The organism is Pseudomonas sp. RA_105y_Pfl2_P56 (assembly GCF_963970845.1).
Taxonomy (GTDB): Bacteria; Pseudomonadota; Gammaproteobacteria; order Pseudomonadales; family Pseudomonadaceae; genus Aquipseudomonas; species Aquipseudomonas baetica_A.
This window is the reverse complement of sequence record NZ_CAXAPL010000042.1, coordinates 24,296-49,571: the sequence shown is the minus strand read 5'-3', so window position 1 is coordinate 49,571 and position 25,276 is coordinate 24,296. Positions and strand designations below refer to the sequence as shown.

Annotated in this window: 31 protein-coding genes; 26 read left to right on the top strand and 5 right to left on the bottom strand. The window is 57.9% G+C overall.

What is annotated here, in order from left to right; translation table 11 throughout:
* From AACY11_RS23440 to AACY11_RS23430, 3 genes are all read left to right on the top strand, one after another.
* Nucleotides 1–93 (top strand): transposase domain-containing protein (locus tag AACY11_RS23440; protein ID WP_142001442.1); only part of this gene is annotated, 93 nt, incomplete at its 5' end.
* Between the two features lie 33 nt (nucleotides 94–126).
* Entirely contained in the window at nucleotides 127–459 is a 333-nt protein-coding gene (locus tag AACY11_RS23435; protein WP_339495813.1) for a phage holin, lambda family, read from the top strand.
* A 355-nt stretch (nucleotides 460–814) separates the two neighbouring features.
* Nucleotides 815–1,069: a hypothetical protein gene (locus AACY11_RS23430; protein WP_339495812.1), complete on the top strand. Its 255-nt coding sequence runs from the start codon at nucleotides 815–817 to the stop codon at nucleotides 1,067–1,069.
* 20 nt (nucleotides 1,070–1,089) lie between these two features.
* Here AACY11_RS23430 and AACY11_RS23425 read toward each other — a convergent pair whose 3' ends face one another.
* Nucleotides 1,090–1,350, bottom strand: coding sequence for a hypothetical protein (locus AACY11_RS23425; RefSeq protein WP_339495811.1), 261 nt, complete (start codon nucleotides 1,348–1,350; stop codon nucleotides 1,090–1,092).
* 271 nt (nucleotides 1,351–1,621) lie between these two features.
* On the opposite strand from AACY11_RS23425, the gene AACY11_RS23420 reads away from it, so the two are divergent.
* Genes AACY11_RS23420 through AACY11_RS23400 form a run of 5 tightly spaced genes read left to right on the top strand, consistent with a single transcriptional unit; the run spans nucleotide 1,622 to nucleotide 6,502 of the window.
* The gene (locus AACY11_RS23420; RefSeq protein WP_339495810.1) at nucleotides 1,622–2,245 is read left to right on the top strand and encodes a putative metallopeptidase; all 624 of its coding nucleotides are present in this window, start codon (nucleotides 1,622–1,624) and stop codon (nucleotides 2,243–2,245) included.
* A 32-nt stretch (nucleotides 2,246–2,277) separates the two neighbouring features.
* Nucleotides 2,278–2,739: a DUF2280 domain-containing protein gene (locus AACY11_RS23415; RefSeq protein WP_339495809.1), complete on the top strand. Its 462-nt coding sequence runs from the start codon at nucleotides 2,278–2,280 to the stop codon at nucleotides 2,737–2,739.
* Nucleotides 2,726–4,027 carry a terminase large subunit domain-containing protein gene (locus tag AACY11_RS23410; RefSeq protein ID WP_339495808.1) on the top strand — a complete coding sequence of 434 codons (1,302 nt, stop codon included), beginning with the start codon at nucleotides 2,726–2,728 and terminating at the stop codon, nucleotides 4,025–4,027. Before AACY11_RS23415 ends, AACY11_RS23410 begins: the two co-directional genes overlap by 14 nt.
* Complete coding sequence (locus tag AACY11_RS23405) at nucleotides 4,024–5,439, top strand: DUF4055 domain-containing protein (RefSeq protein WP_221729482.1); 1,416 nt, start codon at nucleotides 4,024–4,026, stop codon at nucleotides 5,437–5,439. Before AACY11_RS23410 ends, AACY11_RS23405 begins: the two co-directional genes overlap by 4 nt.
* Nucleotides 5,414–6,502, top strand: a complete 1,089-nt coding sequence (locus AACY11_RS23400) for a minor capsid protein (RefSeq protein ID WP_339495807.1) — start codon at nucleotides 5,414–5,416, stop codon at nucleotides 6,500–6,502. Before AACY11_RS23405 ends, AACY11_RS23400 begins: the two co-directional genes overlap by 26 nt.
* A 15-nt stretch (nucleotides 6,503–6,517) precedes the next feature.
* Here AACY11_RS23400 and AACY11_RS23395 read toward each other — a convergent pair whose 3' ends face one another.
* Nucleotides 6,518–7,093, bottom strand: a complete 576-nt coding sequence (locus AACY11_RS23395) for a hypothetical protein (protein ID WP_339495806.1) — start codon at nucleotides 7,091–7,093, stop codon at nucleotides 6,518–6,520.
* A gap of 159 nt (nucleotides 7,094–7,252) precedes the next feature.
* Here AACY11_RS23395 and AACY11_RS23390 point away from each other — a divergent pair, with 159 nt between their 5' ends.
* From AACY11_RS23390 to AACY11_RS23320, 15 genes are all read left to right on the top strand, one after another.
* The gene (locus tag AACY11_RS23390) at nucleotides 7,253–7,981 is read left to right on the top strand and encodes a hypothetical protein (protein WP_339495805.1); all 729 of its coding nucleotides are present in this window, start codon (nucleotides 7,253–7,255) and stop codon (nucleotides 7,979–7,981) included.
* 11 nt (nucleotides 7,982–7,992) lie between these two features.
* A complete protein-coding gene (locus AACY11_RS23385) occupies nucleotides 7,993–8,940 on the top strand; it encodes a major capsid protein (RefSeq protein ID WP_339495804.1) in 948 nt (315 codons plus the stop codon).
* A gap of 49 nt (nucleotides 8,941–8,989) precedes the next feature.
* Nucleotides 8,990–9,586, top strand: coding sequence for a hypothetical protein (locus AACY11_RS23380; protein WP_339495803.1), 597 nt, complete (start codon nucleotides 8,990–8,992; stop codon nucleotides 9,584–9,586).
* Between the two features lie 56 nt (nucleotides 9,587–9,642).
* Nucleotides 9,643–10,146 (top strand): DnaT-like ssDNA-binding protein, encoded by a 504-nt coding sequence (locus AACY11_RS23375; RefSeq protein ID WP_339495802.1) that lies wholly within the window; start codon nucleotides 9,643–9,645, stop codon nucleotides 10,144–10,146.
* A gap of 16 nt (nucleotides 10,147–10,162) precedes the next feature.
* The gene (locus AACY11_RS23370) at nucleotides 10,163–10,531 is read left to right on the top strand and encodes a hypothetical protein (RefSeq protein WP_339495801.1); all 369 of its coding nucleotides are present in this window, start codon (nucleotides 10,163–10,165) and stop codon (nucleotides 10,529–10,531) included.
* Nucleotides 10,528–11,124, top strand: coding sequence for a hypothetical protein (locus AACY11_RS23365; protein WP_221729489.1), 597 nt, complete (start codon nucleotides 10,528–10,530; stop codon nucleotides 11,122–11,124). Before AACY11_RS23370 ends, AACY11_RS23365 begins: the two co-directional genes overlap by 4 nt.
* Nucleotides 11,121–11,537: a phage tail terminator-like protein gene (locus AACY11_RS23360; protein ID WP_221729490.1), complete on the top strand. Its 417-nt coding sequence runs from the start codon at nucleotides 11,121–11,123 to the stop codon at nucleotides 11,535–11,537. The genes AACY11_RS23365 and AACY11_RS23360 overlap by 4 nt, the downstream gene beginning before the upstream one ends.
* 70 nt (nucleotides 11,538–11,607) lie before the next feature.
* Nucleotides 11,608–12,264 (top strand): phage tail protein, encoded by a 657-nt coding sequence (locus tag AACY11_RS23355; RefSeq protein ID WP_339495800.1) that lies wholly within the window; start codon nucleotides 11,608–11,610, stop codon nucleotides 12,262–12,264.
* 3 nt (nucleotides 12,265–12,267) lie between these two features.
* Nucleotides 12,268–12,657, top strand: coding sequence for a phage tail assembly chaperone (locus tag AACY11_RS23350; protein ID WP_339495799.1), 390 nt, complete (start codon nucleotides 12,268–12,270; stop codon nucleotides 12,655–12,657).
* A 17-nt stretch (nucleotides 12,658–12,674) separates the two neighbouring features.
* Nucleotides 12,675–12,968, top strand: a complete 294-nt coding sequence (locus tag AACY11_RS23345; RefSeq protein WP_339495798.1) for a DUF1799 domain-containing protein — start codon at nucleotides 12,675–12,677, stop codon at nucleotides 12,966–12,968.
* 10 nt (nucleotides 12,969–12,978) lie between these two features.
* Nucleotides 12,979–16,437 (top strand): phage tail tape measure protein, encoded by a 3,459-nt coding sequence (locus AACY11_RS23340; protein WP_339495797.1) that lies wholly within the window; start codon nucleotides 12,979–12,981, stop codon nucleotides 16,435–16,437.
* Entirely contained in the window at nucleotides 16,437–16,775 is a 339-nt protein-coding gene (locus AACY11_RS23335) for a phage tail protein (protein WP_339495796.1), read from the top strand. Before AACY11_RS23340 ends, AACY11_RS23335 begins: the two co-directional genes overlap by 1 nt.
* A gap of 9 nt (nucleotides 16,776–16,784) precedes the next feature.
* A complete protein-coding gene (locus AACY11_RS23330; RefSeq protein WP_339495795.1) occupies nucleotides 16,785–17,534 on the top strand; it encodes a phage minor tail protein L in 750 nt (249 codons plus the stop codon).
* A 99-nt stretch (nucleotides 17,535–17,633) separates the two neighbouring features.
* Nucleotides 17,634–18,257, top strand: coding sequence for a hypothetical protein (locus AACY11_RS23325; RefSeq protein ID WP_339495794.1), 624 nt, complete (start codon nucleotides 17,634–17,636; stop codon nucleotides 18,255–18,257).
* A gap of 40 nt (nucleotides 18,258–18,297) precedes the next feature.
* Nucleotides 18,298–19,092, top strand: coding sequence for a C40 family peptidase (locus AACY11_RS23320; protein ID WP_339495793.1), 795 nt, complete (start codon nucleotides 18,298–18,300; stop codon nucleotides 19,090–19,092).
* Between the two features lie 113 nt (nucleotides 19,093–19,205).
* On the opposite strand, the gene AACY11_RS23315 is transcribed toward AACY11_RS23320, so the two are convergent.
* From AACY11_RS23315 to AACY11_RS23305, 3 genes are all read right to left on the bottom strand, one after another.
* On the bottom strand, nucleotides 19,206–19,409 hold the full coding sequence (locus AACY11_RS23315; protein ID WP_150650869.1) for a hypothetical protein: 204 nt from the start codon (nucleotides 19,407–19,409) through the stop codon (nucleotides 19,206–19,208).
* 89 nt (nucleotides 19,410–19,498) lie between these two features.
* The gene (locus tag AACY11_RS23310) at nucleotides 19,499–19,753 is read right to left on the bottom strand and encodes a hypothetical protein (RefSeq protein WP_339495792.1); all 255 of its coding nucleotides are present in this window, start codon (nucleotides 19,751–19,753) and stop codon (nucleotides 19,499–19,501) included.
* Nucleotides 19,754–19,929: 176 nt separating this feature from the next.
* A complete protein-coding gene (locus AACY11_RS23305) occupies nucleotides 19,930–20,367 on the bottom strand; it encodes a hypothetical protein (RefSeq protein ID WP_339495791.1) in 438 nt (145 codons plus the stop codon).
* Between the two features lie 211 nt (nucleotides 20,368–20,578).
* On the opposite strand from AACY11_RS23305, the gene AACY11_RS23300 reads away from it, so the two are divergent.
* The 3 genes from AACY11_RS23300 to AACY11_RS23290 are packed head-to-tail and all read left to right on the top strand — an operon-like array spanning nucleotide 20,579 to nucleotide 25,274.
* Nucleotides 20,579–21,001: a hypothetical protein gene (locus tag AACY11_RS23300; RefSeq protein ID WP_339495790.1), complete on the top strand. Its 423-nt coding sequence runs from the start codon at nucleotides 20,579–20,581 to the stop codon at nucleotides 20,999–21,001.
* 42 nt (nucleotides 21,002–21,043) lie between these two features.
* Nucleotides 21,044–21,652: a tail assembly protein gene (locus tag AACY11_RS23295; protein WP_339495789.1), complete on the top strand. Its 609-nt coding sequence runs from the start codon at nucleotides 21,044–21,046 to the stop codon at nucleotides 21,650–21,652.
* Between the two features lie 58 nt (nucleotides 21,653–21,710).
* Complete coding sequence (locus AACY11_RS23290; RefSeq protein WP_339495788.1) at nucleotides 21,711–25,274, top strand: host specificity protein J; 3,564 nt, start codon at nucleotides 21,711–21,713, stop codon at nucleotides 25,272–25,274.
* Nucleotides 25,275–25,276 lie beyond the last annotated feature (2 nt).

Below are 25,276 nucleotides of genomic sequence, written 5' to 3'. Positions count from 1 at the left end.
TACGCGTATCTCAAGGATGTACTGACGCGATTGCCGACGCAGAAAGCCAGTGAGATCGAGCATCTACTGCCGCATCAATGGATGCCTGGCTGATCTACGCAAGGCGTATTCCCCATACGCTTACAGATGTCCAACATGCCAGACAAACCAGACACATGGGCGATAGCGCTTGCGTGGTTGAGCCAGCATTCGCCGATCCTCTATGCGGCTGCGCTTTCCTGCGCCATGGCCGTCTTGCGGATCACTTACGGTGGCGGCACACGTCGCCAGATGCTGGTGGAGGGCGCCATTTGCGGCGGCCTTACACTGACCATCATCAGCGGCCTGGATTTCTTCGGCCTACCCCAGAGCATGGCCACCTTCGCCGGCGGCTGGGTTGGCTTCCTGGGTGTGGAGAAGATCCGGAACATCGCGGATCGTGTGACTGACTTCAAGTTGCCGAGCCGGAAGACCGAGTAAGTCGCGACACATTTCGCGAATCAGCAAATTGTGTCACGACACTCCTGTTGGCTAGGATTCGTTGTACTCAAGGTAAATTTTTGTAAGCGCCTGTTCATATTCTGCGCCGGAGAGATTGCCCCTGAGCGAGATCATTCTCTTTTGCACGCTAGCGACTGCGTTCGCCTCGCATTGATTTCGTCGGGCCGCCCATTCTCTAACGGCTTGAACGACTAGTCCCTCTGTGATGCGCTCAATCATTTCCGGACCCTTCGATAAAATGATCAGAATTCAACCATAGACCATGATTTTGATATAGGCGGACATAGATAGGTAGGCGCCGGATTATTGAAGAGTGGTTACAGCGGGTGACGGCATGACCGCAAAGCTCGTTGAGTTCAAGCGTGAGGGCTGGCGCGATGCCGCCAAGACGCTGCACAAGATCGCAGACGACCTCGATGCGGGCGTGCATCCTGAATGCACCGTAGGCGCCTTGACGCTGCTCGGCCCGAAAGGTCAGGTGACTGTGTTCGGCCTTGGCCCAAAGTGCGACGACCTGCAATGTCTGGGCGCTATGCGCTTGGGTGAGCAAAAGCTGATTGATGTGCTGCTTGACGGCGACGGGAACTGATCTCGCCGCCGCACTGCTAGTCAGTGGATTGGTGGGTTCTCAGTCCGCAACAGGTGCTCAGCCCCAATAACCTGCATTCGAGCATGGTTGTACTGTTCATCAAGCTTAAGATATTCATCCTTTTCTTTCGTGGACAGATGTTTATCTATTTCCCCCAGCTCAAGGTAACGCTCAGAATCTTTGCGTGTAAGGCCTACAAAGACTTCTTGGCCTTGCTCGTCGGTATTCAGGGCGCGGATCTCGTTAAGAAAGGCTCGATTGCTGTCTGTGAGTATTAGCATTTTTTATCCTTGTTTAAGTGATCGCAATGGGTCTCAGCGTCCGCTTGCGAGGAGTAGGACTCTGGAAGGCACTTCTTTTCCTGAGTGTCGTACACGGAGAAGCCCGGCGGTGAGGAAGTGGATGTTCTCAAGCCGTTTTTTGCCCCGCCGATTTCTACTGAGATTCGGCGCTTAACCTTGTACCTCGGTTCCATTGCTTCTTCCTTGTGCTGAGTGAGTTAATCTTTACAAATACCGGCAACGCGCCACTATTTCAAGCTGGAGGTGACTTATGGACAGGCCATACCCTCCAGCGTCACTGCTTGAGCTGAGCGAGCTGTCCGACTTCGGTATCCGACTGACACCTGCGCCTGAAGTGTGGGAATGGCTCCAGACCGAAATCCTCGCCGACACCGGAAGCATCCACAACGAAGAGCACGCCCATCTGATCGATGCGGACATCCGTGTGATGTGGGCGTCTTCTGCCTTCACGAAGAAGGGCCGAACTGTGGTCGGCCAGGCTGAGCAGGTAGCGTTCCGCGCCGGTGGCTGGCAGAAAGCGCGGATGGAGCAGCAGATGCTGGATTGGTTCGGCGACGTGCCGGCCTACATCATCACTCTGGCTGCCGACTACTGCGCCGACTGTTCTGATGCTGACTTCTGCGCCTTGGTCGAACACGAGCTGTATCACATAGCTCAAGCGACCGATAAGTACGGCCAGCCAGCATTCACCCAGGAAGGCTTGCCCAAGCTTGAGATGCGTGGACACGACGTTGAAGAGTTCGTCGGTGTTGTCCGCCGCTACGGTGCGAGCCCGGCGGTTCAAGAACTGGTGGACGCTGCAAACAATCCTGCTGAGGTGGGGAAATTGAATATATCGAGGGCCTGCGGAACCTGTCTGCTCAAGTCGGCCTGATTCTAGACAGGCCCTAGACGGATAAAGAATTTATGGCAGCCCTGAAAAATGAGGTGAAGAGCTTCATCGTTCAGGCCTTGGCGTGCTTTGACACACCGTCTCAGGTGGCCGAGGCCGTCAAGAACGAATTCGGTGTGGTTCTGACCCGCCAACAAGTAGAAAGCCACGACCCGACCAAGGCATGCAGCAAGGGGCTTGCGGTGAAGTGGCAAACCCTATTCAACGACACCCGCCAGCGTTTTCGTGAAGAAACCGCCGAGATACCGATCGCCAACCGAGCGTTTCGGCTCCGCGCAATGAACCGGTTTGTTGAGCGTGCCGAGACGATGAAGAACATCGGCCTGGCCATGCAGATCCTCGAGCAGGCCGCAAAGGAAGTGGGTGATGTCTACGTCAATCGCAATCGGAAGGACGAGCCAGACGATGAGCCTGCGATTCCGACGCGCATTCAGGTTGACGTAGTGGATGCGAGGAAGCCGAATGCCGAGCCTTAACGTTCCGCAGTCGCAGTTCCTCCTGTTACCCCACAAGTTTCGCGCATTCGTTGCAGGGTTCGGCTCAGGCAAGACCTGGGTCGGATGCTCAGCACTGAGCAAGCATTTCATGGAGTGGCCCGGCGTCAACGCTGGTTACTTCGCACCGACTTACCCGCAGATTCGAGACATTTTCTATCCAACGATGGAGGAGGTGGCCTACGATTGGGGGCTGAAGACCAAGATCAACCAAGCGAATCATGAGGTTCACATTTACAGCGGCCGGCAGTATCGCGGTACTGTGATTTGCCGGTCGATGGAGAAGCCGCAGACCATCGTCGGCTTCAAGATTGGTCACGCTCTGGTCGACGAGCTGGACGTGCTGACGTCGATCAAGGCGCAGCAGGCCTGGCGAAAGATCATTGCCCGGATGCGTTATAACCTGCCCGGGTTGAAAAACGGCGTAGACGTGACAACGACGCCTGAAGGCTTCAAGTTCGTCTTCCTCCAGTTCGTAAAGCAGTTACGCGACAAGCCAGCGCTGAAGGAAATGTATGGCCTGATCCAGGCCAGCACCTTCGACAACGAGCTGAACCTGCCTGACGACTACATCGCCTCGTTGATGGAGTCGTACCCCGAGCAACTCATCCGCGCTTACCTGAACGGCCAGTTCGTCAACTTGACGTCCGGATCGATCTACCACGCCTATGACCGCAAACTGAACCAGTGCTTCGACACTGTGCAGCCCGGCGAGCCGCTGTTTATCGGTATGGACTTCAACGTCGGCAAGATGGCAGCGATCACCCACGTCAAACGAGATCAGGGTCTGCCCCGCGCGGTGGATGAGTTGATGGATGGCTACGACACGCCGGACATGATCCGCCGCATCAAGGAACGCTACTGGGAGCACACAGGCAACGACTATAAGAAGACCTGCGAGATCCGGATTTACCCGGACGCCTCCGGTGATTCGCGCAAGTCGGTCAATGCCAGCCTCACCGATATCGCCATGCTCAAGCAGGCAGGCTTCACGGTCATCGCGCCAGCGGCAAACCCACCGGTGAAGGACCGAATCAACGCCATGAACGCCATGTTCTGCAACGCGCAGGGCGAGCGGCGTTACCTGGTGAACCCGTTTACATGCCCGACCTACGCCGACGGCCTCGAACAGCAGATCTGGGCGCCGAACGGCGAGCCGGACAAGAGTCAAGGAAACGACCACGCCAACGACGGCGGCGGTTACTTCATTCACCGCGAGTACCCGATCATCAAACCGGTCACCGCTATCACAATGGGATACGCCCGATGAGCAACGACGTCTCCTTCAAGCGGGCTGACTACATCGAAGTGCTGGATCGCTGGGCAACTGTGCGTGATGTTTGCGCCGGCCAGCACCGCGTGGTGTCGCGGCTGCCGTACATCAACGCTCACGACAAGTCGCCGGAGAACGCTGACCGCAACAAGGCTTACCGCGAGCGAGCCGTGTTCAAAAACGCCACTGGGCACACGCGCAACGGTTTGCTGGGTTTGGCCTTCCACAAAGACCCAACGCTCACTGCGCCGAAGAAGCTGGAGTACTTGCAGGACAACGCCAACGGATCCGGGGTGAGCATCTACCAGCACTCGCAAGGCACGCTGGAAAAGGTTCTTGAGGCGGGTCGTCACGGCCTGTACGTCGATTACCACCAGGATGCGGGTGTCGGTGGTCATTCGGTGATCCTGTCGTACTGCGCTGAGGACATCATCAACTGGCGCACCGGCATGGTGGACGGGCACAACGTGTTAACGCTGGTCGTTTTGCGGGAGATGCTCGAGATCGAGGACGGTTTCGGGTTCAAAGCTGTCGAGCAGTTCCGCGAACTTGCGCTTGAGGATGAAGGATTCGTCTGCCGAGTTTGGCGCCGCTCTGGTCCGAGAGGTGGCGGACCTCTTGAAGTGACCGAAACATTCGCGCCGGAAGGCATTACCGGACGCCTCAAGGAAATCCCGTTTACCTTCATAGGCGCGCAGAACAACGATCCAACTATCGATGAGTCGCCGCTGTACGACATCGCAATGATCAACCTGGGACATTACCGCAACAGCGCTGATTACGAAGACAGTGTCTTCTGGTGCGGCCAGGCTCAACCGTGGATCTCTGGCTTGGATGAGCAGTGGCGCGACTGGATGGAGAAGAATGGCGTTTACGTCGGTTCCCGGGCGCCGATGATGCTGCCCGTCGGCGGCCAGTTCGGCTACGCGCAACCACTGCCGAACACTCTGGTGAAGGAGGCCATGGCCGACAAGAACCAGATGATGATCGAGCTGGGCGCCCGAATGGTCGTTGCGTCACTGGCGGCAAAAACGGCTACCGAGTCCCGCGGCGATCAGTCTGCGTCGACATCGGTGTTGGCCGGCTGCGTGGCAAACGTCAGCGAGGCCTACACCCGAGCGCTCATGTGGTGCGGCCTTTACATGGGCATCACCGACAAGGTCGCGTACCAAATCAATCAGGAGTTCGTCGAGCTGACGGCTGATCCGCAAATGATCACGGCCTTGGTTGGCTTGTGGCAGAACGGCGGATTCGCGAAAGCTGACCTGCGGTCCTATTTGCGCAAGCTGGGCTTGATTGCCCCGGAGCGCACTGACCAGCAGATTGATGGCGAGCTTCAAGAGCAGAGCGACGGCTTGGGCCTGGATGACGAGGTAACACCAAATGGCGGCAAACCAAGCAATCCTTGATGCCACGATCCGGCACGCAGTCTTCCTCGAAAAGCTGAAGGCAGGGGAGGTCGGCAAGTTTGCCCCTTTCCTCAAGGAGATTGATCGCTCGATCCGCGACCGGCTCACTCAATCGGACCTGACCGAGTACAACGTCAAACGGCTTGAGGCGCTGCTGAAGGAAGTGGATAGCCTGCTGCTGGGCATCTTCGACCGGTATAGCGAGCAACTGAGCCTCGACCTGATCGACATCGCCAACTACGAAGCCGAGTTTGAGGCTACGAACTTGGCCAAGTCCGCGCCGGTCGGCGTGTCGTTTGATGTTTCAGCGCCGACGGCTGCGGCCATCAGGGCGGCGGTGCTGACGAATCCACTCAGCGTGCGCGGCACTGGCGGCGGTAAGCTGCTGAAGTCGTTCATCAAGGGTTGGACCACTGCCGAGCGCGAGCGCTTAACCGGCACGATCCGGCAGGGTTTCTTCGAAGGGCATACGAACTTCCAGATCATCCGCAACATCCGCGGCACTAAGTCGGCCGGATACAAGGACGGCATTCTCGCTACCACCAACCGCAATGCCAGCACGGTGGTGCACACCGCGATTCAACATGTGTCGTCTCAGGCGCGCATGGCGGTGGCCAAGGCCAACACGGATATCGTCTCCGAAGTTGAAATGGTCGCCACGCTGGACAGCAAGACCAGCCAGCAGTGCAGATCGATGGATAAGCGACGGTTCCCGGTCGATTCCGGGCCGAGGCCTCCGTTTCACCCGAATTGCCGTACTACGTTTGTGCTGTTGACCAAGCTTAGCGTTATGTTCGCCAAGGGTGCTACGCGGGCAGCGGTGGGCGCAGATGGAGCAGGGCAGGTCAGCGCGAGCCTCGACTATTACCACTGGCTTCAGCAGCAGCCAGCGGCGTTTCAGGATGTGGCAATCGGGCCTGTCAGAGGCAAGTTGTTCCGGGAGGGAGGGCTTACCGTTGAGCGCTTCGCAGAGCTACAGCTTGATCGAAACTTTGCGCCGTTGAGTCTGGCACAGATGAAACGATTGGAGCCGCTAGCGTTTGAGCGTGCAAGCATTAACTGACCGGTCGCAGCGAACTCAAGGATGTCGAGTGCTCACCACTACAAACGGATTCCCCATAGGATCTTTGCCTTCAAACACCATCCGTTGCGGTTCTTGAGAAATGATCTTTAACTCATCCGAGCTACCGGGCAGGTAGTGTTTGTTGATATCCGGTAAGGAGATTCCGGAGAGTTTTTCAAGCAAGGGAATTGGCATGTCGAATTCGCCGCTTTTATAGCGTCCTTGCTCTGTACGTAGACCCGTCAATGTGAAAGTCAGAAACTTCTTGTCCGCCGTCCACGCGCCTACGCCCCGTGCGAGGACTACAACGGAAAATGGTTTATCAGCGGCAGTGCCAGAAAATTCAAAGGTCCCGTTTACGTTGTATTTTCCGTTTCGGAAGTACTCGGTGACGCCATTAAAAGTAAACGTCCCTCCTGGAATTGGATAGTGATACTGGCTCTCCCAGCGTCCAAGAAATGCTGGATTGTGCTCGGGACCTGAGGGGTAAAAAATCGGGTAGAACGCTGCGATACTTGTGAGTAGTCCGAGGAACCCTGCCGCTCTGATATAGCCGTTACGAGCGTATTTTTTAATCGTTTCCCATTTCATATTGTGGGGGCTACTCCATTAGTTGTTTGGCGAGTTGACTGCATTCTACCCAGATCAAATACGCCAGTAGAGTAATTCCAAACATCATCCAGGCCTCGCATTTGCGGGGCTTTTTTATGCCTGCAAAGCGGGCAACACATACCCAAGGGGTGCATCAACGTGGCAGAAGAAAACGAAATCGACCTGGAAAACCCGGCAATCAAGGCCGCTATCGCGACTGCCGTTGAAACATCCGTTTCGGGTCTTAAGACCAAAAACACCGAATTGCTGGGCAAGTTGAAAGACACGACTGGCCGGCTCAGCCAGTTCGAAAGCCAGTTCGAAGGACTGAACATTGATGCAGTCAAGGGCCTGCTCGCGAAGGCAGGGCAGGACGAAGAAACCAAGCTCCTGACTGAGGGCAAGATTGACGAAGTCTTCACCAGACGCACCGAGCGCCTGCGGGGCGATTTCGACAAACAACTGAAGACCGAGAAGGAACGCGCCGACAAGGCTGAATCCTTCGCCGGAAAGTTCCGGGACAAAGTCCTGGGCGACTCTATTCGCTCCGCTGCCATCAAGGCTGGAGCGCTGCCAGAAGCAGCAGACGATTTGATCCTGCGCGCCAAAGGCCAATTCACACTCAACGAAGATGGCGATGCCGTAGCGGTCGACAAAGATGGCCAGGCCATCCTCGGCAAAGACGGCAAGACCCCTCTGACCCCGCTCGAATGGGCGGAATCTCTGCGCGAAAGCGCACCTCATCTGTGGCCAAGGGCTTCAGGGACCAATGCCCCGGGCGGGGGTGGCGGTAATGCCGCATTGAAGCGCTCCGAAATGACGTCTGTGGCCAAGCGTGAATTCATCACGAAGAACGGCCAGGACGCTTACCTGAAATTGCCCAAATAATGGAGTAACCCATGGCGACTACCGTCAACTCGGACATGATCGTTTACAACGACCTTGCCCAAACCGCCTATCTGGAGCGAATCCAGGACGTGATCGACGTCTTCAACGCATCTTCCAACGGCGCGCTGATTCTGGACAACGAACTGATCGAGGGCGATCTGCGCAAGCGTGCTTTCTACAAGCTCGGCGGCGCTATCGCTCATCGTGATGTCAACTCCACCGCTGCTGTTGCCGGACAGAAGATTGGCTCCGGCGAAATGGTCGGCGTGAAGGTCCCGTTCAAATACGGCCCTTACGAAACCACTGAAGAGGCGTTCAAGCGCCGCGCCCGCTCGCCGGAAGAGTTTTCCGAACTGGTCGGCATGGATTACGCCGACGCAGTGCTGGAAGGCTATATTCAGTACGCAATGGCCGCACTGAAAGCTGCCATTGGCGCGAACGCCAACATGGTCGCTACCGCCAGCTTTGCCACCGACGGCAAGAAAGCACTGACCAAGGGCATGCGCAAGTTCGGTGACCGCTTCGGACGCATCGCACTGTGGACCATGGACTCGGCCACCTATTTCGACATGGTCGATCAGGCCATCACCGAGAAGGTCTACGAAGAAGCCGGCGTGGTTATCTACGGTGGCCAGCCAGGCACTATGGGCAAGCCGGTCCTGGTGTCGGACACCATCCCAGCAGAAACCATCTTCGGTCTCCAGGCGGGAGCGATCAAAATCACCGAATCCCAGGCGCCGGGCTTCCGTTCGTACAACATCGACAACCAGGAAAACTTGGCGATGGGTTTCCGTGCCGAGGGCACCTTTAACCTGGACTTGCTGGGCTACAGCTGGAAGGACTCCACTGGTGGCGTGAACCCGAACCTGGCTGCAATCGGTGCTGGTGCCAACTGGACCAAGTACGCGACCAGCGACAAGGTTACCGCTGGCGTCCTGATCGATCTGTCCGCGCCTTAATCGGCTCACTTACAGCGGGCGGCCTTCAGTGGTCGCCCTGGAGATATTCATGGAACTCATCTATTCCGCTCAGAAATCGGATTTTGATCCGCAAAAGCGCTACCGCAACCCGGAGCACTTCGAGCGGCCAGAAGCCGGCGTGACCAGCGTGCTGGTTGTTGGCGAGTGGCCGAACGTGGTTGATGCCTACGAGAGTGTCGGCGTCGAAGTGGCGGTGAAGGACGTTGCGCGGGCGCTGATTGTTGGTGGCGATAAAGGTGAACTGGAAGGCCTTATCGGAAAGCTGCGCGCTGAAAGCGACACAGTCCGTGCTGTTATCGATGGTCTTGAAGCTGGTGAAGTTGAAAAGCCAGAAGCCGGTGAGCTTGCAATCCGCCTGTTTTATGCGCTCGACGGCATCCGCCTTCAGATGGAAACTCTGGCGGGTGAACGCGATTCTGAAGCCGAGAAGGCGCGACTCCTACAGAAGCAGGTGGACGACCTCTTGGATCAGGCCGCTCAGGCTCGGCTGGAAACGGACGAGACCAAGGAGGCGAAGGAAATCGCCGAACTGAAAGCTAAACTCGACGCTGCCGGCGTACCTTATCGGGCCAACGCCTCGAAAGAGTCGCTGGAAAAGTTGGTCTCGGAACTTCCGAAGGCGTAACGATGCGGGTGCCGGCAACTCGGCGCCCGATCCAGAACCCCACAGCGAGCTGATTCATGACTCTCATCATCGAGGACGGTACCGGAAAGCCTGACGCCGAAAGCTACGCATCCGCCGAAGACCTGGCCATGTACGCCGTGAAGTTTGGCGTGACTATCCCGGCAGATGTGCCAGCACAGGAAGCGCTGCTGCGCCGGGCCGCGCTGGCAATGGACGGCAGGACGTGGAAGGGGCGAAAGTCTAACAGCGAGCAGGCCCTGTCCTGGCCGCGCCGAGGCGTTGAGCTTGATTACGAAATCAAGCCTGACAACTATCTGCCGGCGCGGATCCAGTACGGCCAGATGGCTTTGGCCGCCGAGATCCACACTGACGACGTCGACCCGATCGAGAAGCGCAAAGGCGCGGTAACGCTTGAGCGAGTCGAGGGCGCTGTAACTCGCGAATACGCGACTATCCCGAACACCAGTGGCCGACTATTGCCTGCGGCGCCAGACCGGCCGAGTGCAACCCAGTTTGCTGACTACCTACAGAAGCGCGGGCTGTTCGCAGTGCGCGCATAGCTGAAACGGAGCCACCATGGCCTTCTACGACGAAATGGCCGTGATGGCTCTGGAGATGATTACAGAGTTCGGCCAGCCCGTGATTATTCGGGCGACCGCCGCCGGTGAGTACGACCCGGAAACCGGTACCGCACCGGTCGACACCGTCATTGAGCAAACCGCCCAAGGTATCTTGCTCGACTTCACTGGCCAAGAATTCCAGAACAACAGCCTCATCAAGCAGGGCGACAAGAAGCTGAAGATCGCCGCGCAGGGGCTGGAGTGGGTGCCTGAGTTGCTGAACAAGGTCATCGTCCAAGGCCGCACCTGGTCAATTGTCCCGCCTCTGAAAGAGATCAACCCGGCCGGCACACCAATTCTCTACGAATTGCAGGTGCGGTCGTGAGCCGCGCGGGCGCCGGCCAGTCCGGCAGTTTCGCTTTGAGTCTCGCCGAGTTCGCGGCGCAGGCCAAGGAGGCCATCGACGCCAGCCTTCGCGAGATCATCATCGAGGTTGGCAACAGCCTCATTCGCATGTCACCGGTAGGAAACCCCGAGATCTGGGCGCAGAACGCCGTCGCGAGTCAGTACAACAAGGCTGTCGAGGATCACAACAGCGGACTGCGGAATGATCCGGCCAATTTGACGAAGGCCGGCCGGCTCAAGCCCGGGCGAAAGCTTCACGACGGCATGGATATCAGCGCGCCGAGTGGCTACGTCGGAGGCCGGTTCCGGGGCAACTGGATGTTCAACATTGGTTCGCCGGATAGCACCACGACCGAAGAAGTCGACCCGAACGGGGCCAAATCAACGGCGCGGATCGTTGCCGGCGCGATCGAGTTCAAGGCGGGTGACACCTGCTACATCACCAACAGCCTTGGATACGCCATCCCGCTGGAGTTTGGGCATTCGACCCAGGCACCGAGCGGGATGGTCCGCGTTACCGTGGCCCGCTTCCAGCAGATCGTGCTGGAGGCCATCAGGAACAACCAGGTATGAGCCATAACCTCATCGCTTCGATATTCGAAGCCAGGCTGATCAACTGGGCTAAAGCATTGCCGGTACCGCTGAAGGTCGTCGTGGAGAACGAGGCTTACACGCCCGTCAACGGCGTCACTTACCTGCGAGCATTCACTCTGCCAGCCGACACCGCAAGCAACACGCTTGCCGGCGACCACAAGCTGTACACCGGCGTGTTTCAGGTCAGCATCGTCATTCCATCCGGCAAGTACCGTGGCGCGGCCGGCGCGCTGGCTGACCAGATCGCCGCCTTGTTCCCGCTGTACGAGCGGAACACAAAGGGCGCGCTGACAGTGGTGACCATGACGCCGGTCGACCCCGGCCCTGGCATTCCTGACGACACGACGTTCACTGTGCCCGTGTCGTTTCAGTACCGCGCCGACACCAACTAATCCGCCCATTGGGCAAACCCAGAACCCGCCATTGAGTGGGTTTTGTCATTTCTGAGAAGAGGAAACACCAATGGCTGGCATTCAAATGCCCAATGGCGCAACTTTCGAAATTGCTTCCGCCTACGGCACTGCAATCCCGTTCACCACACTGAGCAACGCAAACCCGGCAGTGGCCGAAGCTTTGGCACACGGCCTGGCCGAAGGCGACATCATCGCAGTCAACTCCGGATGGACGCGCCTCGACGGCCGCGCCGTTCGGGTTGCGGACATCGCAAGCGGCACCTTCGCACTGGGCGGTGTGAACACCACCAACGTGCAGCAATACCCAGCAGGTTCAGGTGTCGGCTCTGCGCGCGAAGTGACCTCGTTCACCGAGATCTCGCAGATCACCGAACTGAACTCCACTGGTGGCGATCAGCAGTTCCTGACTTACGGCTTCCTGGCTGACGATGATGATCGGCAGATGCCGACCACCAAGAACCCGATCACGCTTTCCATCACGGTCGCTGACGATCCTTCCAAACCCTATGTCGATGTCTGCGAGGCCGCCGACGATGATAAGCAGCCCCGTGTTCTGCGCCTGAACCTGCCGGGCGGCAGCAGCATCGTTTACAACGGCTACGTGTCGATCACGTCGACTCCGACCATGTCGCGCAACAACCTGATGACTCGCGTTATCAGCGTCGCATTGACTGGCCGTCCGACCCGTTACGCGGCGGCGGTGTAACCCATGGCCAAGTTTAAGATTGCCCAAAATCCTACCTTCAAAGCCGACGTGGACATTCCTCGCGTCGGTGGCACCACGATCAAAGTGCCGTTTGAGTTCAAGTATCGCGATCGCAAGGAGCTCGCAAAGCTCTTCGCTGGCTGGCAGGAAAGCGCGAAGGAAGATCAGGAGCGTTTCAAGTCCAAGGGTGACGACCTCACTCTGATCGAGATCACCGACTCGCACGTCGAACGCCAGGTCGAGCAGGTGACCCAGTTGGTCACGGGCTGGGGCTTTGAAGACAAGCTGAGCCCTGAATCGATTCGCGCACTCGTTGAAACGTCCGCAGGCGCCGGCGATGCGATTGTCGATGCCTACCAAAAGGCCTTCTCAGCAGTTCGATTGGGAAACTGACGAAGGTCGCCCGCCTGATGTACCAGCCGGGCCCATCTGAAGCGGACTTGGCGGCGTTCGGGTTGTCGCTCTCTGACATCCCTGAAGAAGAGTGCGAAGTGCTGGCTGAAAACTGGCCGGCCTTCGTGCTCTTCAACGCCATGTCCACCCAGTGGCGAACCGGCATGGGCGGGGCTACCGGCCTTGATTACACAGCTCTTCGAGACGTCTCCGACTTCGTCGGCACATCCAGAAAACAACTCAGAGAGATTTTCCCAGACCTTCAGGCAATGGAGGTCGAGGCCCTGCTCGTCATGAGCGAATCGAAGTAATGGAGCACTCATGTCGGGCACAATTGCGCAATTAGGCCTTGCCGTAGATTCAGGTGAGGCAGTCCAGGCGGCTACTGATCTGGAGCGCTTGGCGCAGGCCGGCGCGAAGGCTGAGAAAGCAGCAGATGGTGTGGCGGCTGGTTTCGATAAAGCGGCTACCGCGTCCACTGGTCTGGCCACGGCCGAAGGCAAACTGTCCGAGTCCACCGACGACGCTATGAAGCGTCTGACGGCGATGGCCAAGGCCTCTCTGGATTCGAGCGAGTATTACCAGCGCCTGACTACCAGTGTAGGTACAAGCTCGACTGCGATGGATGCGTCTGGGTCGTCGGCAGCTAGTCTTGCGGCACTCGCCCGCAGATTGAAAGCCGATTCCGACGCGTTGGTTGGGTCGACTGATAAGCAGGCGGAAGCGGCCAAGAAAGCAGCGGCTGCCACGGGCGTGCAAGCAGAAGGGCTGCAAGCGCTCCTAGGCAAAATCAATCCCGCCATCGCGGCTCTCGATAAGCTGGATCAGCAGCAGGCACAACTTCAGAAGTACAAGGCGGCCGGCCTGATCGACGCGGACACCTTTCGCGAGTATTCGACCCGCATCGATGCCTCACGGCAGAAGCTTGGTGACTTTGATGACGGCCTGAAAAAGACTGGCGTCAGTTCGAAGCAGACCGAAGCGGCTCTGCGCCAATTGCCTGCGCAATTCACGGACATTTTCACCAGCCTGGCCGGCGGGCAAAATCCTTTGTTGGTGCTCATCCAGCAAGGCGGGCAGATCAAAGATTCGTTCGGTGGTGTAGGTGCCACTCTTGAGGCGCTGAAGGACAAATTTCGCTCGCTTTTCACTGGCGGCGCCGGTGCTGCGGTATTGGGCGAATCGCTCGCCGATATCGCCACAAATGCGAAGGGGGTCGCCGAGAATGCGGGCGAAGCAGGGGAGAGTCTGTCCGATCTTGCTGAAAGCTCTAACACGGCGGCCGAAGCGGCTGAGAACGCGCAGCGCGCGGTAGGCGCAATCCGTCCAGCAATGAGCGGCGTAACGTTGGGAGCCGCAGGCATGGCGCTCGCGGTAGTTGCGGCAGCCGCCGCCGTCGGGTCGTTGATTTACGGATATAGCCAGGGCAGCAAAGAGGCTGACGAATACAACAAGGCTCTGATTCTTACCGGCAATGCTGCTGGAACGACTGCCGGGCAACTGGCAGATCTGGCCCAGCAGGTAAGTGCCACCAATGGCACCACTGGTGAAGCCGCTGTATCGCTCACGCTGCTAGCTTCGTCTGGCGTGATTGCCAGCGGAAGTTTCAAGGATATCGCTGATGCAGCGGCAGCCATGGAGGATGCCACCGGAAAGTCGGTCGAAGCGACTATTGCCGAGTTCGTCAAGATCGCCAAAGACCCGGTCGCTGCGGCGAAAGAGCTGAACGATCAGTATCACTTCCTGACTGCTTCGGTTTACACGCAGATCGTCGCGCTCAAGGAGCAGGGTGACACCATTGGTGCCGCGAAGCTGCTGACCGACAGTTACGCCGATACGGTCAAAAGTCGATCGAACGAGATCACCGAAAACCTTGGGACCATCGAAAAGGCCTGGAAGGGCATCACTGATGAAGCCAAGAAGTCGCTCGATGCGCTCAAGAACATCGGGCGTGACGAAGGGCCGGCAAAACGTATCGCCGAACTCAAGCAAAGTGTTGCTTACGCACAGAGCGCCGTGAATGCTGCGCCTTACGACACTGACGCAGCAAAGAAACTGGCGGATTCGAAACAGGAGCTTTATCAACTCCAGCTCATGGTTTACACCGGCGAGCAGCGGGTAAAGGTTCAAGAAGATGAAGTTCGAACCCAGAAAGAGGGTATCGAAGCCGAGCAGCGACTCAAGCAGATCAGCGACTCGAATCTGACCAACGCCGAGAAACGCGACAAGCTTACGAAAGCCTATTTGCGTGATGTTGAGGTGCTGAGAAAGGCCAACCCTGACGACCCCAAAGTCCAGGCCGATTTCGTCGCGAAAACGCTTCAGAATATCAAGGACAAGAACAAGGATCAGAAGGGGCCGTCTGCCAGCGCTGTCGACCTTACCGGTTACAACACCGCACAGAATGCCCTCAAGGAAATCCAGGCCGAATACGCGAACACCCAGAAACAACTGGATGCCGCGCAGAAGGCCGGACTGATCTCGCAGCAGGAATATCTATTGAAGCGCGAGGCGCTGATCGGCAACGAGCGGGATGAGGTCACGTCCGCTTATGAGGCCGAGATTGCGGCGCTTGAAGCGGCGAAGGCCAAGGTTAGCACCTCCGCCGAGCAGCGTATTCAACTCGACCAGAAGATCGCCGACGCGCGCACTGACATGGTCAAGGCGCAGAAGGCGGCGGACAGCGAACTGGATGTGCTGGCGAAGAATGAACAAGGTCGGCTCAGGAAGCAGGAGCAGGCGGTTCAGACCTACACCAACGCATTGCAGCAGCAAGTCGAAACGTTGCGTCAGCAGGGGGAGAGAGCTGCGGCAGGGCTTGGCCAGGGTGATCGGCAGCGCGGGCTGACAGATCAGCAGAACGCCATCGACGACCGTTTCAACCAGCAGAAGCTCGATCTGGCCAACCAGTATGGCGATGGCTCGCGAGGCATGAGCCTAGACGAGTACACCCGGAAGCTGGCAGCGCTTAAAACCACTCAACAGGATCTGCACGATACGGTTCAAGCCAATTACGACGAGATGACGGCGGCTCAGGGTGATTGGAGCTTAGGCGCATCGTCGGCGTGGCAGAACTACCTGGAGTCGGCGCGAGATGTTGCCGGGCAAACCAAAAGCCTTTTCACCAACGCCTTTAGCTCGATGGAGGACGCGATCGTCAACTTCGCCATGACCGGGAAGCTGTCGTTCGCCGACTTCACCAAATCGATTCTGGCGGATATGGCGCGCATTGCCACTCGGCAGGCCAGTTCGGCGTTGCTGAGCAGTGTAGTGGGTGCAGCGACGAGTTATTTCACTGGTGGAAGCGGCGCTACAGGTGCTGCAACGGCTGGCGCGGCGGAGTCTGGAGCGCAGAGTTTTGGTAGTCAGTTTGATGCCAGTTCTGCATCCGTGTCTTTCGGTGGTGGTCGTGCTGTTGGCGGCGGTGTCGATCCGAACACTTTCTACGAAGTGAACGAAAAGGGGCCCGAGCTTTTCAATCAGGGCGGCAGGTCTTACCTCATGACTGGCGCGAATGGCGGCAGCGTAACGCCACTGACTTCCGGTGGTGTGCCGGCGCTGGCCGCAATATCCGGTACCGGTGGCGGCAACACCTACAACTTCCCTGTGGCTGTCTCGGTGCAGACGTCCGGCAGCGAGGGCGGCGGGGTTTCGCAAGAGGTATCGAACCAGCTCGGTAAAGGTATCCAGCGGGCTGCAAAAACTGAAGCGGAAACCGCAATTGCCCGAGCGCTACAGCCAGGCGGTTCGATCTGGCGCCTGACAAATGGGAGGGGTTGATGGCCATCGAGAAATTCACCTGGCCAACCGAGCGCGGGGAAACACCCGATATCAATTATCGGGTGCGCACCTCGAAATTCGGCAACGGCTACGCGCAGAACGTCGGCGACGGCCCGAACAACAAAGAGGACTCCTACCCGATCACCTGTGTCGGCCAGAAGGCCAAGGTGCAGCAGATCATGGCTTTCCTCGACCGGCACGCCGGGGCAAAGGCGTTCCTCTGGACAACACCGCTCGGCGAGCTCGGGCTGTTCACCTGCAAAAATCCCGCTCCCACGCCAATGGGCGGCGGGGTCTTCAAACTCACTGCCACGTTCGAACGGGCATTCCAACCATAAGGGGCAATCATGCCGCTGATCAGTGACATCCAGGTGCTTGAACCTGGCAGCGAAGTGCTGCTCTTTGAATTGGACGGCACGGACTATGGCGCGGACGCGCTGCGCTTCCACGGGCACGCGATACCGCACACTCCGGCCGAGTTGATTGCCGCCGGCGCCGATGCTGACCAGCTGCCGGCCAAAGCGATTTACTGGCAGGGCAACGAGTACAGCGCCTGGCCGATGCAGATCGATGGCATCGAGGCGAACGGCGACGGCACTGCGGTTCGGCCGACACTGTCGGTTGGCAACGTCAACGGGCGCATCACCGCGCTATGTCTGGCGTTCGAGGATCTGCTCGAGTTCAAGCTGACCATGCGTCACACGCTAGGCACCTACTTGGACGCAGTGAACTTCCCAGGCGGCAACCCGACGGCAGACCCAACCCAAGAGACGATCGAGGTCTGGTACATCGACCAGAAGACGAACGAGGACGGGGAAAACGTCAGTTGGGAGCTGGCTAGCCCGGGCGACGTTGGCAATGAATCAATCGGCCGGCAGGCCACAACGCTTTGCCATTGGTGTCTCACCGGTGGGTATCGCGGGCCGAACTGTGGGTACACCGGCCCTTACGTCACAAAGGACGGCGTCATCACCGAAAACCCAGAACTGGATGAATGCGACGCCACACTGGGAAAGGGCTGCATCCCGCGCTTCGGTGAGGGTAACCCGCTGCCGTTCGGTGGATTTCCCGCTGTGAGTTTGATCGCAAGGAGCTGATAGAATAGGCCTGTGCGGCTAGGTTGATCCCCGAAAAGCCGGCCCCTAACCGGCCTGCCGCACTCTATTAGTTAGGGCTTCATACTGTAGGGGTGTGAAATGAAAGGCAAAAAGACAGACCTGCTCGGCAGGTTGTTCGGCCGCTTGACTGTGACTGAAGAGTCGCCATCCGTAGGGCGCAAAGCGCACTGGATGTGCCGCTGTGAATGCGGAACTGTCAAGGTTGTTGGCGCGGATGCTTTAACCAGAGGGGCCACACTTTCATGCGGCTGCCTAAAGAAAGAACTTGCTACGACGCATGGGCTGTTTGGTCATGAGCTTTATCAGACCTGGGCCAATATGCGAGATCGATGCGAGAACGAAAAATGCAAAGATTTTCCAAACTACGGGGCTCGCGGCATACGCGTATGCGATGAGTGGAAAGATTTCGCTGTGTTCGTCAGTGACATGGGTTCGCGGCCAAAAGGGCACACCATTGAGCGTGTTGATGGAAGCATGGGCTATTCGCCGGGCAATTGTGTTTGGGCAACAACGCAAACACAGAACAGAAACAAAAGGACGAACCTTACGCTGCGTCTTGGTGATACCGAAATGTGCGCCAGTAGGTGGGCAGAGCAAACAGGAATTCCGCTGCACGTTATCTGCGAGCGGAAAGCTATCGGATGGTCAGACGAGGATGCGGTGACAAAATCCGTCAGGCGCTACACCAAGAAAACAGCATAACAAAGGGCGCTTAGGCGCCCTTTTTATTGGGCTCATAAAAATGCAGAAGAACCTCCTGAAGGCATTTACCGATCACGCTGCAGAAGCGTATCCGAATGAGGCGTGCGGGCTTGTGGTTCGTGACGGCAGGTCGCGGAGATACATCAGGTGCACGAACGCGGCCAAGGACAGGTCTGAGCAGTTCAGTATTCCACCGGAGGAGTACGCGGCGGCTGAGGATATTGGGGAAGTCCTTGGGGTATTTCACAGCCACCCGGACGCGACGAGCCGACCTTCTCCGGCAGACCTTGCCATGTGCTGCGCTACGGCTTTGCCATGGTGGATTCTCAGTTGGCCCGAAGGAGACTTCAGGGAAGTGCTGCCGGAGCCGCTAACTCCGCTGCTCAAGCGACCCTTCGTGCACGGCGCGTGGGACTGCTGGCAGGTCTGCGCCGACTGGTACAAACGCGAGTGGGGCTTGGAGTTCGAGGCCTTCAAGCGCGCCGATGGTTGGTGGGAGAACAAGGACAACACCAGCCTTTACGAAGCGAACTACGAGGCCGCAGGCTTCTACCGCGTCGACCAGCCGCAGCGCGGCGACATGATCGTAATGGAAGTGGGGCGCACTGTTTACCCGAACCACGCCGGGATCTTCCTCGGCGCCGATCCGTCGTTGCCGGGTGAGGATGCGGCGACGTTCGGCCCCGGGCCGTTCCTGCTTCACCACCTGTATGGCAGGCCGTCTGAGGTCATTGTCTTCGGTGGGCCTTGGCTGGATCGTACACGTCTGATTCTCAGGCACAAAGATTCACAGTCACATAACGCGGCTGGGCCGCAGGAGAACCAAAATGGATAACGACAAATCAAAACTACTCAAGTGCCTGGACTCGATGGCGCTTTCTCTGGCGGAGCATGATCATGAATGGAGCCATGAACAGCGCCAGGCATATGAATCAAGCGTTGCCTACCTTACTTCTGGCGATTGTAAGGAGACTGGTTCGTCGGTTTGAGGCTTACATTTTCCTCTGCAGCTTTCGAGTAGATGGAATCCTCTGAACGGCCTAGTTTTAGCCCTATTACCCTGGTTGGAGTGTTTTCTTTGGCCAGTTTTTTCAGTTCGGCTACGTCAGCCGCGCTCCAAGCCTTTCCGGCGTTTTCAGGTTTTTTTGCCATTTTGACCTCCAGGTCATAAACGCGCCGAAATTGGCGCAATCCCAGTCCTTGGGCTTGCAGGCAAAGGACTGGGGAATCCTTCGACTGTGTCAGAGCACCTCTTTGACAGTGTCTGAGATTGAGCTGACTACGTGAGTGAATGCTTCCTGAGCATTCACAGGCATTTCCCGGAAAGGTTCAAATTCTGTAGGTATGCTCTCAAGCATTTCGTGAAAATCGGCCCGCAAATCTGGCGGCAGTCTCAACGCCACGATGGAAGAAACTCTCTTCAGAACTTCTAAAATGGCGCAATTCACGCCGTCTTGGGCCTCAAACTCATCAAGCATTTCATCTCTAACGGACATTTCGGTTATCCCCATTTGCTTGCACTGCTCTAGGCATGCAGTCTTTCCGTGAGGGCAAGAGGCTACTATCGGTGGTAGGCGGGGCGTTACTGGGGATTCGTACAGGCGCTGCGAGTAGTACATTGGCATCATCAGCAAATGAACACGGCGTCGCGCCCGCTGCGATTACTAGCTGGTTAAGCAATCGGAGCTCTATACCAGCCTGGCCGCATATATGTCCTAATTATCAGAGCCCGGACAAAATTGTATCCCTCGCCAACCAACTCGCGGTCATCACCTGCCCAGCCCGTCGGGCCTGCATTAGAAGCATAAATCGGTCCAATTTGTTGAAGTGCATACCGATACATGGCTGTTGCAATACCGTACCGGCGATGATGGACCGAGTGGACGTCGACGTGGTTAATCCAATACCCGCCTTGGTTATCCACATAGAATTCAATGCATGCGACTTCACGCGCGCCGTCATAGGGAAGATAAGCCCGTATATCGGGTCCTTCGTCGTCATAAACCAGTTGAAGGTTGTTCGTGACCCACGCTCTAGGCGCATTGTCCTCAAGAGTTCGAACGTTACCGTCCCAGTTATTCATGTAGTTCGTGATCAATGCCTGCTTCATCTTTTCCTCCATGAGCCAGCCTAGCGACGTGTGCTGAATTCTTCAGCATAGACTGGGGAATCACGGGCGAAATAGAAAACTATCTGCTGCAAGGTAGGTTGCGAATTTCGGCGCTTGCAGGAACTTGTCGTCAAAAAGTTGTTCGTCCAGGCGCTCATTAGGTTATTCAAGCGGTGATATCGTGCATCTTTTTCCCACAGGAGTGACCTGCATGAAATTGATCGTAGGAGCGTTAGCGGTGACGCTGTTGGCGGGGTGTGCGACTTCACCAGTGCCTTCCAATGAAGCGAAGCAGGCGCCGGCCAGTCAACTGTCGGCCTACCAAGCCAAGCCATCAGGGGCATACGGGACGCTGCAAGTGATCCGTGACTCTGGGCAGACGGGAAGCCTTTGTTCAATGGCGGTTTTCATCGATGGTAAACAAGCCGCCAAGCTCGACCCAGGCCAGAAGGCATCGTTCTATCTGCCGCCTGATTCGATTTCAGTCGGCGCGGCTTACACCGGCTCTGGCATCTGCTCCATGGGCGCAGCTCGAGTGGAGCGGGAAGCGATCGTGAAAGGCGGCGCGGTCAAGAAATACCGAGTTTTCACCGGGGGCGATGGGCAGATCGATATACTGCCCACGACTCTCTGAACAGACCGCCTCCGGGCGGTTTTTTATTGTCTGGAGAATGGCATGTGCTCAGCAATTACCTATACACCGATGACGAAAGTGATGATGTCCGGTTCGCTCGCCAAGAAGTTCTTTCGAAGCAAGCAATTCCTGCTGGACGGCGGATCGGCCGTGGAGGTGTTCCGCGCGCTCAATGCGACCATTGATGGTTTCGCCGATGAAATCAAACGACTGGAGCGCCTTGGACTTAAGTTTGCGATCTTCCGGAATCGCGCAAACATCGGGATGGACGGATTCGATCTCGGCGGTACCCGGGAGATTCGCATCGTTCCGGTGATTGGCGGGAGTAAGCGTGCCGGCGGGCTGCAGACCATCATCGGCACAGTGATGATCGCCGCAGCCTATGTACTGTCGTTCACACCCTTTGCAGCCGCGTCACCGTTTTTGTATGCGGCCGGTGCGTCCATGGCGATCGGCGGCGTGATCCAGATGCTCAGCCCACAGGCTTCGGGCTTGAAACAAAGTGCATCCCCCGAAAACTCCCCGTCCTACGCCTTCGGCAGCGCCAAGAACACCACGGCCAGCGGTAACCCTGTTCCGATCTGCATCGGCGAGCGCCGGTGGGGCGGGATGATCATCTCGGCCTCGATCCTGGCTGAAGACAAAGTGTAATCAGCACAGCAACACAACGACCGCCCGCAAGGCGGTTTTTTTATGCCTGGAGGAAAGCATGGGCGCAGCAGCACAGATCGATATCCACGGTGAGAAGGGCGGCAGCAGCAAGCCGAAGTCGCCGGTCGAAGCCAGCGACAGCCTGCGCTCGACGAACCTGGCCAAGCTTCTGATCGCCGTGGGCGAGGGGGAGTTCGACAGCGTCCCGACCGATTACGACATCTACCTGGACAACACGCCGATCCGCGATGCCAGCGGCAATTACAACTTCCCGAACGTGAAGTGGGATTGGCGGCCGGGCTCGGTAAATCAGAGCTACATCCCGGGCATTCCGGCAGTCGAGAACGAGACGTCGCTGAACATCGAGTTGCGCAGCGATTCGCCGTGGGTGCGCTCGATCAGCGACACCCAGTTGTCGGCAGTGCGTATGCGTCTGGCCTGGCCGGCGCTCCAGCGTTCTGACGACGAAGGTAACGTCGGCGGCTACCGCATCGAGTACGCCATCGACGTGGCGACCGACGGTGGCTCTTACCAGCAAGTGCTGGTGGACGCTGTCGACGGCAAGACCAACACGCGCTACGAGCGCTCGCGCCGCATCGACTTGCCGGCCGCCACCACGGGCTGGCAGATCCGCGTGCGCCGCCTGACGCCGAACCAGAACAGCAACAAGATCGCCGACACCATGCTGATCGCCGGTTACACCGAAGTGATCGACGCAAAGCTGCGCTATCCGAACACCGCGCTGCTCTACATCGAATTCGATGCCGAACAGTTCACTAACATTCCTGCCGTGACCCTCAAGTGCAAGGCGCGGCGCTGGATGGTGCCGAGCAACTACGACCCGATCCTGCGCACCTACACCGGTACGTGGGATGGGAGCATGAAGTCGGCGTGGACCAACAACCCGGCATGGATCACCTACGGGGTGTGCACCGAAGACCGTTTTGGCCTGGGCAAGCGCATCAAACCGTTCATGGTCGACAAGTGGGAGCTTTACCGGATCGCGCAGTACTGCGATCAGTTGGTGCCGAACGGCCTTGGCGGTGTCGAGCCCCGATTCCTGTGTGACATGAACTTGCAAGGCAAGGCGGATGCCTGGTCGCTGCTGCGTGACATCGCCGGCATTTACCGTGGCATGACGTACTGGGCGCAGGGGCAGTTGGTGATGCAGGCCGACATGCCGCGCGCGCAAGACTTCGATTATGTCTTCACCCGCGCCAACGTCATCGACGGCAAGTTTTCCTATGGCAGCGCCTCGGCGAAGACGCGCTACACCCGGGCATTGGTCAGTTATGACAATCCGGCGAACAACTACGACACTGACGTCATTCCGTTCGCGGATCTGGAATTGCAGCGCCGGTACGGCGATCGGCCGACCGAGCTGAGCGCCATTGGCTGCACTCGGGCGTCGGAGGCGCAGCGTCGCGGTAAGTGGGCGATCCTCAGCAATAACCAAGATCGCACCGTGTCTTTCAAGACCGGCATGGAAGGCGTCATCCCGTTGCCGGGGCACATCATTCCGGTGGCGGATTCGCTGCTGGCCGGTCGGGAAGTTGGCGGTCGCATTTCGTCAGCGTCTGGCCGAGTAGTCACGCTTGACCGTGATACCGAGGCGAAGGCCGGTGACCGGTTGATCATCAACTTGCCCGGTGGCCGTGCGGAAGGCCGCACGGTGCAGAAGGTCAACGGCCGAGACGTGACCGTTACCACGAACTACAGCGAGCCGCCGATCGCGCAGTTGCAATGGGCGCTTGATGCCAATGACTTGGCAATCCCGCTCTATCGCGTGCTGCGCACCAAGCGCACCACCGAGGGCGACTTCGAGATCAGCGCGCTGCAATACGAGCCGAGCAAGTTCGCCTACATCGACACCGGCGCGCGACTGGAGGACCGTCCGATCAGCGTAATTCCGATCACGGTGGTTCCGGCGCCGGCGAGCGTCACGGTCGTATCGACTTCTGCGATTGTCCAAGGGCTGGCCGTGGCCACCATGACTATCAGTTGGCCTGCCGTGCCTGGTGCCGTCGGCTATGACATCGAATGGCGCAAAGACAGTGGCAACTGGATCAAGCTACAGCGTACCGGCATGACCAACGTCGACGTGGTTGGAATCTACGCCGGTGCCTATGTGGCCCGGGTTCGCGCGGTGAGCGCTTTCGACATTACGTCGATATGGCGGAACTCGATCCTGACCAATCTCAAGGGTAAGCAGGGTCTGCCGCCGGCGCTCAGCTACCTGACGGCCACGCCGCTGTTGTTCGGTATCTACCTGAAATGGGGTTTCCCACCAGGTGCTGAGGACAGCCAGCGCACTGAAATCTGGTACGGGCCGACGACTCAACTCGATGCAGCCACCAAGCTGACCGATCTGGCCTATCCGCAGAGTGACTTCTCCATGCTCGGCCTGCGCGCCGGCGTGACCTTCTACTTCTGGGGGCGCATCGTCGACAAGATCGGCAACATCGGGCCGTGGTATCCAATCGGCATCGGTGTGCAAGGGCAATCGAGCTCAGACGCCGCAGCGATTCTGGAAATGATCGCGGGGGAGATCGGGCGTACCGAGTTGGGGCAAGACATCCTCGACGAGATCGACAAAATTCCGGGCCTGCAGGATCAGCTTGATGCGCTCGATGGTCTGAAGGGATATGACCCTGAACTGCCCTACACCAAAGGGCAGTTGATCGTTGAGGGTGGCAATATCTATCAAGCTGTGCAGGACGTCCCGCTTGATACACCACCGCCAAACCTGACGTATTGGGCGGATGTGGGCGACCTTCTCGAGACAGCTAATGGTTTGGCCGAACAAGTAGCCACCCACACGACCGAGATTACTGAGCTCGACGGAGAGGTCACTGCCACCTCAACGGCATTCAACGCTTTGCGTGCTTCTTGGCGTGACGACGATGGGCAGGGTGATCTGGATGGTGCGCTCAAAGAGTGGGGGAGTACGTCCGCCATTGCCAACCAGGACCGAGTAAGTTCTTCCGAGAATCTCGCCACTGCACAAAAGCTCACCACCCTCGATTCCAAGGTTGGCGAGAGCGAAGCGAACGTGACCGAGCTTCGCCGGACTGTTGCCACGGACAAAGAGGCGACTGCGCAGGCGATCACTCAGGTAACCGCGAAGGTTGGCGAGAACACGGCCGCTATTCAGGAAACCGCCACCGCTTTTGCTGACGTAAACGGCAATCTGAAAACGATGTGGTCGGTGAAGATGCAGGTCGCGGCTAACGGGCAGTACATCGCCGCTGGGATTGGTCTGGGCATCGAGAACGTGAACGGGGTTTTCCAAAGCCAGTTTCTCGTCGCCGCGGATCGGTTCGCCATCGTCAACACTATTGCCGGCGGTGCCATATCGGTGCCGTTTGCGGTTCAGGGCGGCCAGGTGTTCATGAACTCGGCGTTCATCGCTGATGGCACGATCACCAACGCCAAGATCGGCAGCTACATCAGCTCCATCAACTACATCGCTGGCCAGCAAGGCTGGATTCTCAATAAAGACGGAACGCTGGAGATCAACGGCATCGTGCCTGGACAGGGGCGGCTGGTGATCAATTCGCTGAACGTCTCGGTCTATGACGCCAATAACGTGCTGCGCGTTCGTCTCGGCTATTTGGGGTGATC